Annotated in this window: 11 protein-coding genes and 1 pseudogene; 3 read left to right on the forward strand and 9 right to left on the reverse strand. The window is 67.1% G+C overall.

Annotated elements, in window-relative coordinates; genetic code table 11:
* Positions 1-33 precede the first annotated feature (33 nt).
* The 4 genes from Tchar_RS03715 to mltG are packed head-to-tail and all read right to left on the reverse strand — an operon-like array spanning position 34 to position 3,089.
* Positions 34-414, reverse strand: coding sequence for a PilZ domain-containing protein (locus Tchar_RS03715; RefSeq protein WP_236640169.1), 381 nt, complete (start codon positions 412-414; stop codon positions 34-36).
* On the reverse strand, positions 411-1,463 hold the full coding sequence (locus tag Tchar_RS03720) for a DNA polymerase III subunit delta' (RefSeq protein WP_144327741.1): 1,053 nt from the start codon (positions 1,461-1,463) through the stop codon (positions 411-413). Before Tchar_RS03720 ends, Tchar_RS03715 begins: the two co-directional genes overlap by 4 nt.
* Positions 1,460-2,128, reverse strand: a complete 669-nt coding sequence (gene tmk / locus Tchar_RS03725) for a dTMP kinase (protein WP_144327742.1) — start codon at positions 2,126-2,128, stop codon at positions 1,460-1,462. Before tmk ends, Tchar_RS03720 begins: the two co-directional genes overlap by 4 nt.
* A 10-nt stretch (positions 2,129-2,138) precedes the next feature.
* Positions 2,139-3,089: an endolytic transglycosylase MltG gene (gene mltG / locus Tchar_RS03730; protein ID WP_144327743.1), complete on the reverse strand. Its 951-nt coding sequence runs from the start codon at positions 3,087-3,089 to the stop codon at positions 2,139-2,141.
* Between the two features lie 126 nt (positions 3,090-3,215).
* On the opposite strand from mltG, the gene ygfZ reads away from it, so the two are divergent.
* Positions 3,216-4,223 (forward strand): CAF17-like 4Fe-4S cluster assembly/insertion protein YgfZ, encoded by a 1,008-nt coding sequence (gene ygfZ / locus Tchar_RS03735; protein WP_236640171.1) that lies wholly within the window; start codon positions 3,216-3,218, stop codon positions 4,221-4,223.
* Between the two features lie 241 nt (positions 4,224-4,464).
* Positions 4,465-5,139 (forward strand): annotated as a pseudogene (locus Tchar_RS13935) (NRDE family protein); the annotation flags it as partial.
* A gap of 56 nt (positions 5,140-5,195) precedes the next feature.
* Here Tchar_RS13935 and Tchar_RS03745 read toward each other — a convergent pair.
* On the reverse strand, positions 5,196-6,092 hold the full coding sequence (locus tag Tchar_RS03745) for a YbgC/FadM family acyl-CoA thioesterase (RefSeq protein ID WP_236640173.1): 897 nt from the start codon (positions 6,090-6,092) through the stop codon (positions 5,196-5,198).
* A gap of 46 nt (positions 6,093-6,138) precedes the next feature.
* On the opposite strand from Tchar_RS03745, the gene Tchar_RS03750 reads away from it, so the two are divergent.
* Complete coding sequence (locus Tchar_RS03750; RefSeq protein ID WP_144327746.1) at positions 6,139-8,133, forward strand: peptidase U32 family protein; 1,995 nt, start codon at positions 6,139-6,141, stop codon at positions 8,131-8,133.
* Positions 8,134-8,164: 31 nt separating this feature from the next.
* Here Tchar_RS03750 and purL read toward each other — a convergent pair whose 3' ends face one another.
* The 4 genes from purL to Tchar_RS03770 all read right to left on the reverse strand — a co-directional run.
* On the reverse strand, positions 8,165-12,331 hold the full coding sequence (gene purL / locus Tchar_RS03755) for a phosphoribosylformylglycinamidine synthase (RefSeq protein WP_144327747.1): 4,167 nt from the start codon (positions 12,329-12,331) through the stop codon (positions 8,165-8,167).
* Between the two features lie 171 nt (positions 12,332-12,502).
* The gene (gene soxX, locus Tchar_RS03760; protein WP_144327748.1) at positions 12,503-13,150 is read right to left on the reverse strand and encodes a sulfur oxidation c-type cytochrome SoxX; all 648 of its coding nucleotides are present in this window, start codon (positions 13,148-13,150) and stop codon (positions 12,503-12,505) included.
* A gap of 17 nt (positions 13,151-13,167) precedes the next feature.
* On the reverse strand, positions 13,168-13,983 hold the full coding sequence (gene soxA, locus Tchar_RS03765; RefSeq protein ID WP_144327749.1) for a sulfur oxidation c-type cytochrome SoxA: 816 nt from the start codon (positions 13,981-13,983) through the stop codon (positions 13,168-13,170).
* Between the two features lie 119 nt (positions 13,984-14,102).
* The coding region (locus tag Tchar_RS03770) for a thiosulfate oxidation carrier complex protein SoxZ (protein WP_201739291.1) at positions 14,103-14,233 on the reverse strand (131 nt) is incomplete at its 5' end.

Genomic DNA, 14,233 nt, shown 5'->3' on the forward strand with positions numbered 1-14,233 from the left:
CAGCAGGCGCCGTCCTTCGCGCTTGGGCAGGGATCAAATGGTCTGTGTCGGCCGGTCCGATGCCAGATGAGCACCGAGGATTTCCTCGATGCGGGCTTTGAGCCGGCGCGATTTTTCATCGGGCGGAAAGGCCACGCCGATGCCTTGCGTTCGGGTGCCGGTAGCCCCCGGCGGCGTGATCCAGGCCACCTTGCCGGCAATGGGGTAGCGCTGGGGGTCTTCGGGCAGCGTCAGCAACACGTAGACATCTTGGCCCAATGTGTACTGGCGGGTCGACGGCACGAAGATGCCACCGTCGCTAAACAGCGGAATGTAGGCCGCGTACAGCGCCCCTTTTTCCTTGATGGACAGCTGAATGACGGCGGGACGCGCGTGCCCTGTGGCGTCGCCACCGGAGAACGGAGCCATGCTCATGGGCGCGAGTGTAGCGCCGCTGATGACGCGGTGGTTGGGGCGCGCGCGGCGGGGGTGAAGGCGGCACGAGCGCGCTCGGTCCAGGCCTCGGCCCACAACCCGGCGTGAAACGGATGCTCGGCGTGGCGCCAGCCCTGCTGCAAACTGCGCCAGAAGGCCCACAGGCGTTCGGGCTGGGCACGCGGCACGGCATCGGCGTCGAAGTAGCGTGGCGGCGCGCCACAGGCCAGGGCCAGCGCGTCGTGGCACAGCAGCATCAGCATCTGTAGCTGGCGGGATGGCGGCCAATCGGACAGCGCCGATCCGTCGCCACGGACGAGTTGCTGCGGCAGTGCGCGCCAAACGGTGGCGCGTAGCCCACATTGGGCCCAGTTCAGCGCTTCTTGCGGCCGGCCCCCGGCGGCGCGCCAGCACACCTGCCAGTCTTCCTCGGTGAGCCGCAAGCCGGCCGCCGTCCCGGCCGCTTGCAGCCAGGCCTGCCCCTGCGCTTCGCTGGGCCATGTCAAGGTGTAGCGCTGGCAGCGGCTGCGAATCGTAGGCAGCAGTTGGTGGGCGGCCTCGGTGGCCAGGACGAAGCGCACGCGCCCGGGCGGTTCTTCCAGCGTTTTGAGCAGGGTGTTGGCCGACTCGACGTTGAGCCGCTCGGCCGACAGAATCAGAATGACTTTGCCCTGCTCGCGAGCGGACGACAACTGGGCAAAGGCGACGGCGGCCCGCGTGGCCTCGACCCGGATCTGGCGACCCGGCTTGATTTCCTTGCGATCGATGCGCTCCTGGGTGGCGGCATCCAGCGGCCAGCCGCGCTCCAGCGCCAGCCGCTCCGGCATCAGCGCAAACACATCGGCGTGCGCGCGCACCTGCAGCGCATGGCACGAGGGACAGGTGCCGCAGGCGCCTTGTTCGCTGGGGCGTTCGCACAGCCAGGTTTGGGCCAGCGCCTCGGCCAATTCGAGCTGCCCCAAGCCTGCTGGCCCGTCCAACAAAATGGCGTGACCGCGCAGCGCGCGCACTGCGCACAACTGCTGTTGCAGCCACGGTGCCAGATTCATGGCAGCACCCCCCGGGCGCGAGCCGCCTGCTCCACTTGGGCCCACACGGCTGGCAGCGGCAGGCTGGCGTCGATGCGCACGATGCGATCGGGCGCCTGCGCGGCGCGGGCCGCATAGCCCGCCGCTACGCGCTCGAAAAAGGCCAGCGGTTCGGCCTCGAATTTGTCGGGCGCGCGTGTCGCGCTCAGCCGTGCCGCGGCCAGCGCGGGCGGCACGTCGAACCACAGCGTCAGGTCCGGCTGGCGCAACCCGCCTTGCGGCGTGCGCTGCACCCAGCCCTCCAGGGTCGACAGGACGCTCAGGTCGAAGCCACGTCCGTAGCCCTGATAGGCGAAGGTGGCATCGGTGAAGCGGTCGCACAACACCACGTCACCGGCGGCCAGCGCGGGTTCGATGACGTGCCGCAGGTGGTCACGGCGGGCAGCAAACACCAGCAGCGCCTCGGTCAGGGCGTCCATCGCGCTGTGCAGCAAAGACCCGCGCAGGGTCTCGGCCAAGGGCGTGCCGCCCGGCTCGCGCGTCACCGTGACGCGACGTCCCTGCGCGCGCAGCCGCTCGGCCAGCGTGGCCAAGTGGGTCGATTTGCCAGCACCGTCGATGCCTTCGAAGGAGACGAACAGGCCCAGCCCGCATGGGTGGATCGGGGAATCGATGCCATCGCTCATCGTTGCGTCCTCACGGCAGCCCCAACTGGTAGCGCCGCACCGCGCGGTTGTGTTCTTCCAGCGTGCGGCTGAAGGCGCTGGTGCCGTCGCCGCGCGCCACGAAATACAGGTCGCGCGTGGGCGCAGGTTGCACGGCCGCCAGCAACGACGCCCAGCTCGGTATCGCGATGGGCGTGGGCGGCAGACCGGCGCGGGTGTAGGTGTTGTAGGGCGTGTCGGTGAGCAGGTCGCGCCGGCGCAGATTGCCATCGAACGCCTCTCCCATTCCGTAGATGACGCTGGGGTCGGTTTGCAGTCGCATCCCGATACGCAATCGATTGATGAACACGGCAGCGATGCGCGCCCGATCGGCGTCGCGTCCGGTTTCTTTCTCGACCAGGCTGGCCAAGATGAGGGCCTCGTCGGGCGAGCGCAGCGGTAAGTCCGGTTGCCGTTGCGCCCAGGCTTGGGCCAGTCGTGCCTCCATGGCAGCGGCGGCTTGCCGCAAAACGCGCGAGGCCAGCGACCGCTTGGGATAGACATACGTGTCGGGAAAAAGCCGTCCCTCGGCATGTTCTGCGGACAACCCCAGATGGCGCGCCAAGGCAACCGGATCGTGGCCCGGCGGCAGATCGTCGATCAAAAATTCCGCCGAGCGGACGGCCTGCAGCACCTCGCGCACATTCCAGCCCTCGATCAGCGTCAGGCGTCGGGTGGCCTGCTGACCGCGTACCAACATCTCCAGCAGGCTGCGTGGGGTCACGCCGGCGCGCAGCTCGTAGCTGCCGGCCTGGATGCGTCGCCCCTGCCCCGACAGCCGAAACCAGGCGTGCAGCCACAGTGCCGGGGTCTCGACCCCTGCTTGCACCACGGTTTGTGCCACCTGGCCGACCGTTTGTCCCGGTTGAATCCAGACATCCAGCACCGCCTCATTCCCGCCCCGCAACGGCAGAGGGCGGTTGAGCCAGACCGCCACGACCATGGCCGCCGCCAAAAGCACGGCGGCGCACGCCAGCAGCCAACGGCGGGGGCGGGAAGGGTGCGTGGACGACACGGTTTCTGGAGGGAAGGGCCAAACGGCGCACAGCGACTGCGCGAGAATACGGACATGGATGATAGCCGCACCCCATCGATGTCGACGTCACACCCCGCAACCGCCGCCGCGGTCGGCGCCACCGATGCGCCCCCCGAGCTCGCGGCGGTCGGGTCCGCCTTGCCGGCCGGCGGTTGCGCTCCCTTATCCGATTGGGGGGTGCTGTTGGCCGAAGGGCCCGATGCAGCAGCCTTTTTGCATGGCCAGCTGACCAACGACGTGCTGCAGCTGGACGAACAGCACGCGCGCTTGGCGGCTTACTGTTCGCCGAAGGGGCGCATGTTGATGAGCGCTGTCGTGGTGCGACTGGCCGAGGGCGTGGCACTGTGCCTGCCGCGCGAGCGCTTGGCGCCGATGCTCAAACGCTTGGCCATGTTCGTGCTGCGTGCCAAGGTGCGGCTGCACGACGCCAGCGCGCTCTGGACGCTGTGGGGGGTCATCGGTGAGAGTGTACCCGCCGATCTGGCTGCGGCACCGTGGTCCGTGTGGCGCGATGAGGGTGGGGCGTGGGTACGGCTGCCACCCGCCTTGGGGCGTGAGCGGGCACTGCGCGTACAAGCAGCGACGGCCCCCGCGCCTTCGGCCGTATCGCTGCCGCCGGGGCTGTGGCCCTGGCTGGAGGTGATGAGCGGCGTGGTGCATGTCTGCGACGCAACCGCAGAAGCCTTCGTGCCGCAGATGATCAACTACGAGTCGGTGGGCGGTGTCAACTTCAAAAAAGGTTGTTATCCCGGGCAAGAGGTGGTGGCGCGCAGTCAGTTCCGTGGCACGCTGAAGCGGCGCGGCTATTTGGCGGCAGCCGAGGGGCCAGTGGCTGCCGGGCAAGAGGTGTTTCACCCCGCTGACACCGAGCAGCCGGTCGGCCTCATCGCGCAGGCCGCTGCCGCGCCCGACGGCTCCTGGCATGCCTTCCTATCGCTGCAAACCAGCGCGGCCGATGGGCAGCCGCTGCGCGCCGGCACCCCCGATGGCGTTGGCCTGCGCCTGCTGCCCCTGCCCTACCCACTGCTGCAGGATATCTGATGGCTCCGTGGGCGGACACGGAACGCACGGCTGGGCGGCGTGCCTGGGTGCTGTCGGCGGCAGAGGAGCGGGTGTTGCATCGGTGGGTGCCAAGCGGGACGCCTGTACGTGCCCCGGCACGTGGGTCGACCATGGTCCAGCGGAAGGCTGCGGCGATGGCGTGGACCCAGCGATGCGAAGCCGTGCGCGTGGGCGGCCACGCTGATCGATACCGGCGCGGCGGTGTGTGCAAGACGCTGCCATGTGCCTGATCGGTTGGGTCATTGCGGACTGCGGGTATCCCCGGTGGATCGCGTCCAACCGGGACGAGTCCTGGGACCGGCCAACCCAGCCGCTGCATGTCTGGGCACTGCCCAACGGGGTGCGCGTGTGCGGGGGGCGCGACGGCGTGGCGGGCGGCTCGTGGTTGGCCGTGGCTGACAATGGCCGGCTGGCGATGCTGACCAATGTGCGCGCCTGGCCACCCGAGCCGCCGCGGCAGCGCAGCCGCGGTGACTTGGTGCTGGCGTGGTTGAGCGGGGCCGATGCGGACTGGGCCGGCTGGGCCAGCCGCCAGGCTGCGGATGCCGTCAATGGCTGCAACGTCGTGTTGGCGGATGTGCATCGCCCTGAGTGGGTGTGGTTGAGCAACCGGCCGCAGCGCGGTGACCAAGTGCCCCTGCAACGAAATGGGTGGCACGGGCGGCGGCTGGGGCCAGGGGTCTATACCTTATCGAATGCCGTACTGGACACGCCTTGGCCCAAGCAGCAGTCGCTGGCCGCTGCCTTGCACCAAGCCCTGGGCATTCCGCATTCACAGCGGGCGTGGTCGGTGCTGGAACAGGGGTTGCAGCAGTACGAGGCCGGCGCTTCGATCGATGAGCACATACGGCGCAGCGCGTTCGTGCACCTGCCGCAACGCCGCTGGGGCACCCGTAGCCGCCTGATGGCCCACTGGCAGGACGACTGCGGTTTGACGCTGTGCGAACAAACCTATGTGCCGCAGCAGGGCGTGGCCGTGCCGGACGGTCCCCCCAGGTGCTTGACCATCGACTGGTGGGGAATGCCGACTTCGTCGTATGGATCGCCCTCGACCTGCCAGCCCAGCCGCGCGTAAAACGGCAGCGCACTGCGCTGCGCGCTCAGGCGCAGGGTGTGTTCGCCGCGGGCGCGGGCAGCGTCCTCCAGCGCCTGCAGCACGCGGCGCCCTACCCCGGCGCCGCGCAGGGTGCGGTGCACCGCCATGCGGCCAATTTTGCCCTGCCCCGGGGCGGTCGCCAGCAGCCGCCCGGTGCCTACGGCCTGTCCCAGCCCGTTGTAGGCCACGGCATGGAGGGCATGGGTGTCGGCCGCGTCCCATTCCTCTGCCTCGGGGATCCCTTGTTCGTCCACGAACACCGCGCGTCGCAGCGGCGCCGCGTCATGCCGCAGGGCATCCCACGGTCCGGTGACGATGCGCAAAACGTCTTGGCCCGCCTCGTACTGCTCGATGAGGGCGCGCAGCGGCGCCGGCACCGTGCGCGCCGTCTGCGATGCCGGGTCGGCAAAGACATAGACCACCTCGGCTCCCACCAACGCCTGCTCGCCGCGAAACACGGCCGCCGTCATCGTGATGGAGGAGTTGCCGATGCGCTCGCAGCGCAGCGCCACGTCCAGGCAATCATCCATGCGGGCACTGGCGGCAAACTCCAGCGTGGCCTTGCGCACATACAGGTCGCCGCCGAGTTGCTGCATGGCCTGTGCGTAGGGCAGCGCCAGCGCCCGCCAGTACTCGGTCATGCCGACATCGACGTACATCAGGTAGTGGGCGTTGAAGACGATGCCCTGCATGTCCACCTCCGCCCAGCGCACGCGCAGGCGGTGCAAAAAACGGAACTCGTGGCGCTTCACGGCGGGATTTGGGACAATTTCAGGTTCGGAACCAACAGCTCGCATTATGTGGCCCCATCAGCTCGAACTCCTGTCGCCCGCGCGCGACGCCGACATCGGCATCGAAGCGATCCATCACGGGGCGGATGCAGTCTACATCGGCGGCCCTGGATTTGGCGCGCGCGCCCATGCCGCCAACGATGTAGCCGACATCGAGCGCCTGGTGCGCCACGCGCACCGTTACCACGCGCGCGTCTTCGTCACCCTCAACACCATCTTGCGCGATGACGAGCTCGAGCCCGCGCGTCGGCTGGCCTGGCAACTGTACGAGGCCGGGGTGGACGCGTTGATCATTCAGGACATGGGGCTGCTGGAGCTGGATCTGCCACCGCTGGAGCTGCACGCGAGCACCCAGTGCGACATCCGCACGCCGCAAAAAGCCCGCTTTTTGCAAGACGTGGGCTTTGCCCAAATCGTGTTGGCGCGCGAGCTCTCACTGGCGCAGATCGCGGCCGTCGATGCGGCCTTGGGCCCGCGCGACGGACCAGGACGCGCGGTGCTGGAGTACTTCATTCACGGCGCGCTGTGTGTGGCCTACAGCGGACAGTGCTACATCAGTCATGCCCAGACGGGCCGCAGCGCCAACCGGGGCGACTGCTCCCAGGCCTGCCGCCTGCCCTATGAGGTGCGCGATATGCAGGGGCGCATCATCGCGCACGACAAGCACGTGCTGTCCATGAAGGACAACAACCAAAGCGCCAACCTGCGCGCACTCATCGATGCCGGGGTGCGCAGCTTCAAGATCGAAGGCCGCTACAAAGACATGGCCTATGTGAAGAACATCACCGCGCACTACCGGCGGCTGCTCGACGACATCCTGGAAGAGCGTCCCGAACTGGCGCGCGCCTCCAGCGGTCGCTGTACCTACACCTTCACGCCCGACCCCAACCAAACCTTCAACCGCGCCTTCACCGACTATTTCGTCCACGGCCGCCAAATGGACATCGGCGCCTTCGACAGCCCGAAAAATCCGGGCCAGCCGATTGGCTGGGTGGTGCGCGTCGGCGCGGCTGCGCTCGAGATCGAGACCAATGCGCCGGGCATCGAACTGGCCAATGGCGACGGTTTGTGCTACTTCGACCTGCAAGGCAACCTGCTGGGGCTGCAAACCAACCGGGTCGAACGCCTGGGGGCGGGCAGCGATGGGGGCATGCGCTGGCGCGTCGAGCCCAAAGACCCCATGCATACCTTGACGGACTTGCGGCCCGGCACGACCGTCAACCGCAACCGCAGCATGGCCTGGGTGCGGCGGCTCGAGCGGCCATCGGCCCAGCGCCGCATTGGGGTGTGGATGACGTTGCGCGACAGCGCCGAGGGCCTCGAATTGCACCTGGAGGACGAAAACGGTTGCGTGGGGCGCGCGACGCTGGCGGGGCCACCAGCGCCCGCGCGCGATCCGCAGCAGGCGCAGGCCAGGCTGCGGGAGGGCTTGACGCGCTTGGGCGACACGATCTTCGAAGCGCGCGCGGTGCACGTGCACACCGCGCAGCCGTGGTTCGTGCCGCCGTCGCAGCTCAATGCCCTGCGGCGCGAGGCGGTGCAAGCGCTGCTGCAAGCGCGTGAGGCCGCGCGCCCACGCCCGAAACCCCGCGCCCCGGTCCAGCCCCCGCCCACCTACCCCGACGACGTGCTGACCTATCTGGGCAATGTCTACAACCACAAGGCGCGCGATTTCTATGCCCGCCATGGGGTGCGCGTCATCGAAGCCGCCTACGAAAGCCATGAGGCGCTGGGCGACGTCAGCCTGATGATCACCAAACATTGCGTGCGCTACAGCTTGAGCCTGTGTCCCAAGCAAGCCAAGGGCGTCACGGGCGTGCAGGGTACCATCCGCGCCGAGCCGCTGGTGCTCATCCACGGCGACGAGCGCCTGATGCTGCGTTTCGATTGCAAGCCGTGCGAGATGCACGTGGTCGGCCGTCTCAAACGCCATGTGGCGCGTGCATTCGAACGGCAGGCGCGCGAGCAGCCGCTGCGCTTTTATCGCACACGCCCGACCTAGTCGGTGCCGTGGTGGGTGCAGCGCGCGTCGCTTAGCCAACCCAGCGGCGCGCATTACGGAACATGCGCATCCAGGGGCTGAACGCGTCGATGCCGCCGGTGGTGCCCAGGTCGGTCCAGCTCAGCTGCACATTGCGGAACACCCGCTCGGGGTGGGGCATCATGGCCGTGAAGCGCCCGTCGGGCGTGGTGACGGCGGTGATGCCACGCGGGCTGCCGTTGGGGTTGAACGGGTAGGCCTCGGTGGGTCGTCCGTGGTGATCGACATAGCGCATGGCCACCGCCACCCGCTCGATGTCGCCGCGTTGACCAAAGTTGGCATAACCCTCGCCGTGCGCCACCGCAATCGGCAGGCGGCTGCCGGCCATGCCGTGGAAAAACAGGCTGGGGGAATCCGTCACCTCCACCAAGGACAGCCGGGCCTCGAAGCGCTCGCTGACGTTGGTGGTAAAGCGCGGCCAATGCTCGGCCCCTGGGATCAGGCTGGCCAGCTCGGCAAACATCTGGCAGCCGTTGCACACGCCGAGTCCAAAGGTGTCGCTGCGGGCGAAGAAGGCACGGAACTGCTCGGCCAGCTCGGGGTGAAAAGTGATGGAGCGGGCCCAGCCAATGCCAGCACCCAGCGTGTCCCCGTAGCTGAAGCCGCCACAGGCCACCAACCCCTGGAAGCCGGTGAGCACCGTGCGTGCCGACAGCAGGTCGCTCATATGCACGTCCACCGCCTCGAACCCAGCGCTGTCGAAGGCGTAGGCCATCTCGACGTGGGAGTTGACGCCCTGCTCGCGCAGGATGGCCACGCGCGGACGCGCAAGGTTCAGGTAGGGGGCAGCCACGTCCTGCGCGGGATCGAACGTCAAGGCCACGTGCAGTCCCGGGTCGTCCGGCCGGCCAGCGGCGGCATGCTCGGCATCGGCACAGGTCGGGTTGTCGCGCAGTCGGCAGATGTTCCAGCTCACGCTGTCCCACACCTGCATCAGGTCATGCAACGTCGCCGAAAAGACGCACTGTCCGTCACGCCAGATCTGCAGCGCCCCTTTACCCGCATCGATGGGACTGCTGGCTGGCCGCGTTTTGCCGATGACATGGCTGCAAGCGGACAGCCCGTGGGCGCGCAAGGTCTGCAGTACCGTGTCGCGCTCGCTCGTGCGTACCTGGATGACGACGCCCAGCTCTTCGTTGAACAAAGCGGTCAGCGTGCGCTCGTGGCGGCGGACACTGACCTGCGCGGCCCAGTTTTTGGCGTCGCCGACGTCGGCACGGCTGTCTTGGATACCGTCGCCTTCTGTGACCAGCATGTCCACATTGAGCGTGACGCCGACCCGCCCGGCAAAGGCCATCTCGGCCACACAGGCCAACAGCCCGCCGTCGCTGCGGTCGTGGTACGCCAGCAGCAGACCGCGCTGGCGCAATTCGTTGATGGCCGCCACCAAGCGCAGCAGATCCTGCGGATCGTCCAGATCCGGCGGGGCGCCGCCAGCTTGGTCGAGCACCTGCGCCAGAATCGAGCCGCCCATGCGTTGGCGGCCGCGCCCCAGATCGATCAAGATCAGCGTCGTATCGTCCTGCGCGTCGAGCTGGGGGGTGAGCGTGCCGCGCACATCCTCCAGCGTGACGAAGGCGCTGACGATCAGACTCACCGGCGCCACCACTTTGCGCGCTCGTCCATCGGCGCCCGTCCACTGGGTGCGCATCGACAAGCTGTCTTTGCCCACCGGGATGCTGATGCCCAGCTGCGGGCACAGCTCCAGTCCCACCGCGCGCGCGCTGTCGTACAGCGCCGCATCTTCACCCGGTTCGCCACAGGCGGCCATCCAGTTGGCCGACAGCTTCACGCGCGACAACGTGATCGGCGCCGCCAGCAGGTTCGTGATCGCCTCGGCCACCGCCAAGCGCGCTGCCGCCGGCGCGTCGAGCGCGGCCACCGGGGTGCGCTCGCCCATCGCCATGGCCTCCGCGGCCAGCCCGCGAAAGTCCGCCAGCGTCACCGCGCAGTCGGCCACCGGCACCTGCCATGGCCCCACCATCTGGTCGCGATGCGTCAGGCCACCCACGGTGCGGTCGCCAATCGTGATCAGAAAGCGTTTGGAGGCCACCGTCGGGTGCGCCAGCACGTCGATCACCGCACGTTGCAAGTCCACTGCGGTGCCATCGAACGGGGCAAAGCGTCGCACGATGCGCGTGACCTCGCGCCGCATGCGCGGTGGCTTGCCCAGCAACACCTCCATCGGCATGTCCACCGGACGTGCGTGCTGCGGGTCGGTCGCTTGCGGATCGGCCACCACCAGCGTGCGCTCCTCGCTGGCCACACCCACCACGGCATACGGACAACGCTCGCGCTCGCACAGCGCGGCCAGACGCGGCAGCGCCTCGGGGGCCACCGCCAGCACGTAGCGCTCCTGGCTTTCGTTGCACCAGATTTCTTTCGGCGCCAGGCCGCTTTCCTCCAGCGGAATGGCGCGCAGGTCGAAGTGCGCGCCCCGTCCCGCGTCGTTGACCAGCTCCGGAAAGGCGTTCGACAAGCCCCCGGCACCAACGTCATGGATGGCCAGAATCGGGTTGTCGTCCCCCAGCGCCCAGCAGTGGTTGATCACCTCCTGCGCGCGGCGTTGGATCTCGGGGTTGCCGCGTTGCACGGAGTCGAAGTCCAAGTCGGCCGCATTGACGCCGCTGGCCATGGAGCTGGCCGCCCCGCCGCCCATCCCGATACGCATGCCCGGCCCGCCCAACTGCACCAGCAAAGTGCCTGCGGGGAACACCACCTTGTGCGTCTGGGTGGCATCGATCTGCCCCAGGCCCCCGGCGATCATGATCGGCTTGTGGTAGCCGCGATCGATCACATCGACGTCAGAGGCCAGGCGCTGCTCGTAGGCGCGGAAATACCCCAACAGATTCGGTCGCCCGAACTCGTTGTTGAAGGCTGCGCCACCCAGCGGCCCCTCGATCATGATCTGCAGCGGTGTCGCGATATGTCCGGGTTTGCCGTCGGGCTGATCCGCCCAGCCTCCCCACAGCCGCGACACGGTAAAGCCGGTCAAGCCTGCCTTTGGGCGTGCTCCACGTCCGGTGGCACCCTCATCGCGAATTTCTCCGCCCGCACCGGTGGCGGCACCCGGATACGGAGAAATTGCCGTCGGGTGGTTGTGCGTCTCCACCTTCATGAGCACATGGTGTCGCCGCATGCTGCGCCGATAGGCGGGGCTGCCGCCACCATCGAACACGGCGGCGAAGCGTTCGATGTCGCGCCCCTCCATGATCGCAGCGTTGTCGGCGTAAGCCACGATGGTGTGTTGCGGCGCCTGCTGGTGGGTGTGGCGGATCATGCCGAACAGGCTGTGCGGCTGCTCGACGCCATCGATGACGAACTGGGCGTTGAAGATCTTGTGTCGGCAGTGCTCGCTGTTGGCCTGGGCGAACATCATCAGCTCGACGTCACTGGGGTTGCGCCCCAGCCGCTGAAAGGCTTCGACCAGGTAGTCGATTTCATCGTCGGCCAGCGCCAAACCCCAGGCGGTGTTGGCCTCTTGCAGCGCTGCGCGCCCGCGCGCCAGCACATCCACGCGCGCCATCGGGGCCGCCTGCAGTGGTTCGAACAGCGCCTGCGCTGCCGTCAGATCGGGCAGCACGCTCTCGGTCATGCGGTCGTGCAGCAAGGCAGCGCAGGCGCGCCAAGTGGCGTCATCGAGGCTGGCTTGGCGCCCCATCAACCCCGCGAGGGTGCCACCGGCCAGTGTCAGTATGACTTCCGTGACACGCTCCACCCGCCGTGCCATCAAACCGCAGTTGCGTGCGATGTCGGTGGCTTTGGAGGCCCACGGTGACACGGTCCCAAGCCGGGGGGTGACGACGATGCGCACGCCCTCGGTCGGACCGCGGTAGGCTTCGCCATAGTGCAGCAAGGCAGCCCAACGCCGGCGCGCGGCCTCATCCAGCGGTGCCTCAGTGGCGACCAGGTGCACGTGGCGCGCCGCTACCGACTGAATACGCGGCTCCACCGCCTGCAGGCGTGCCAGCCACTGCGTGGCGCGAAAATGCCCCAGGGCGTCGCCCCCGGGAAAAACCGACACGATCAAAGAAGATGGGCGCGCGTTCACGGCAGAGTCAACGATACGGCGGGGGCGATGAGATGAGCAACGCCGCCGATTGTACGGGGTGCCCGCCGAATGCCCGGGCCGTGCAGACACGCCTGGTGCGCCAGCCATCGTTGGCATGCTTGCCGCCCGTCTCGCCCCCGGGGGTGTCCCGGGTAGCGCTGCCGCACCATCGATGGCTGCGTCGGTGGGCGCACGCCGCGCCCTCCGCCCGGGTCAACGAATAAAAAAACCGCAGTACCTTCCCCGGTACCGCGGCCACCTCACCACACACACCGTCGATTATTTATTCACAGGCGAGTTCGGGTCGAGCAGCAGCGCCATGATGTGTTTGATCTGTTGCTCGTTCAAGATACCCTTGTGTCCGGCACTGGGCATCTTCGTACAGGCATTGAACGCGCGCGAGTTCCAGATCTTGGCCCAGGTGTACTCGATGATCGGCTTGGCCGCCGGGCTATTGGGGTCGGTTACGCCGCGCAGCTTGCCATAGTTGTATAAGCTGGGGCCCAGCGTACCGTAGGATATTTCCTCTTTGCTGATTTGATGGCAGTTATAACAGTTGCCACCGTTGACGACTTTGGCGTCGTCGCTCCAGGTCAGACCACGCCCACTTTGGGCGATCTTCTCGCCTTCTTCCCAGTTACCCAAGAATTTGCCATCGCTAGGCCATTTCACACTCTTGTACGCGGCTTCCTCAATGGCCTTGGCTGTTTTCTGGTCCAGCGGCTTACCAGACACTTCGGACTGCCAGCACGCCAGCCGCGCCTCGTCTTGTTCCAGTCGGTCTAGCTTGGCGATGCCGCGCTCGACGAAGGAGCGCTTGACGACCTCCATCGTCATGCGGTCGTAGTCGGCCGCAGTGGGCCCCATGGTGCAGCCAGCGGTGACCAACGCGGCGGGAATGATCGACAGGACGAATACGGATTTCATGACTGTACTACTCCAACTCAGCGCTTGATGGCCGGGGCAATCGACTTGGCCCCTTTGGCGTTGACGCCCATATAGACTCCCAGAGCGATGGTGGCGTCACTGGCAAACACCGGTTCTGGGAAGCGTTGCTGGCGGTAGCAGTCGTTCAAACGGTGCTGCATGCTCCACATTTGCCCGTTGGAGACACGATATGCCGGCCACGCGGCAAAACCCACGCCGTCGCCCGGATTCTTGGTCAGATTGGGCAGCTCCTGTAGGCGGATGCGCTTGCCGTCTTCGCTGTGGCAGCCGGCGCAGGAAAAGTCGTGTGGACCGCCGCGCATGAAAAACAGGCGCTTGCCGATTTCATACATATCGCGCTCGGCCTGGGTGTTGAACGGCAAATTGAATGACATGCCACGCGACTCGCTGGCAATCCAGGTAGCCAAGGCTACCACGTTGGCGGTTTCGCCCTTGCCGAAATTACGCTGTGACACCTCCTTCTTGACGTCGATGCCTTGCAGCGTCTCCATGCAGGTGAGCAGACGGCTTTCCAGATCTTGGACCCGTCCCGTGTCCTTGAAGTAGCGCGGCAGCTCGACGAACGCTCCTTTGACGACACCGGGCCCTTTACCCAGATCACATTGTTCGAGCGAAGCATTTTTCGGCCCCCGCTTTTGTTTCCACAAAGCTTCCCCCCTGACCTCGAACAATTCTGCCGGGTTGCCGTCTTGCAACATGGCCCGATATTCCTCGATGCCCTTGCTGGCATCCGTGCCTTGCGCGTGAACGGCCGCGCTCAAAGCGGACGCCACCGCCCATGTGGCCAGTCGCGTCGGCGATGATCGTTTCATAGGTGACTCCTCGTGCTATGTGGGTTTGCGGTGTCGGCGCGACGGGCTGCGGCGCAGGGCTGCGTTTCGTTGACCCGCTGGCAGTCGAGTCGGCCGCGGATGGATGGGGTGCTGCGGTGTCAGGCGATGGTGGCCTCGTCGGTGCGGGACTCGCCTTTGTTGTCGGTCCACTTCACCACCACCTTGTCGCCCTTGGCCGCACCCCGGAACTTGAAGCTCAAAAACGGGTTTTGCGACACCGCCCCGCTCC

Source organism: Tepidimonas charontis (assembly GCF_007556685.1).
GTDB lineage: Bacteria > Pseudomonadota > Gammaproteobacteria > Burkholderiales > Burkholderiaceae_C > Tepidimonas > Tepidimonas charontis.

Coding starts and splice junctions, on each gene's coding strand:
- Tchar_RS03715 (WP_236640169.1), bottom strand. CDS start 414: ATGAGCATGGCTCCGTTCTCCGGTGGCGACGCCACAGGGCACGCGCGT.
- Tchar_RS03720 (WP_144327741.1), bottom strand. CDS start 1,463: ATGAATCTGGCACCGTGGCTGCAACAGCAGTTGTGCGCAGTGCGCGCG.
- tmk (WP_144327742.1), bottom strand. CDS start 2,128: ATGAGCGATGGCATCGATTCCCCGATCCACCCATGCGGGCTGGGCCTG.
- mltG (WP_144327743.1), bottom strand. CDS start 3,089: ATGGTCGTGGCGGTCTGGCTCAACCGCCCTCTGCCGTTGCGGGGCGGG.
- ygfZ (WP_236640171.1), top strand. CDS start 3,216: ATGGATGATAGCCGCACCCCATCGATGTCGACGTCACACCCCGCAACC.
- Tchar_RS03750 (WP_144327746.1), top strand. CDS start 6,139: ATGTGGCCCCATCAGCTCGAACTCCTGTCGCCCGCGCGCGACGCCGAC.
- purL (WP_144327747.1), bottom strand. CDS start 12,331: ATGGCTGGCGCACCAGGCGTGTCTGCACGGCCCGGGCATTCGGCGGGC.
- soxX (WP_144327748.1), bottom strand. CDS start 13,150: ATGAAATCCGTATTCGTCCTGTCGATCATTCCCGCCGCGTTGGTCACC.
- soxA (WP_144327749.1), bottom strand. CDS start 13,983: ATGAAACGATCATCGCCGACGCGACTGGCCACATGGGCGGTGGCGTCC.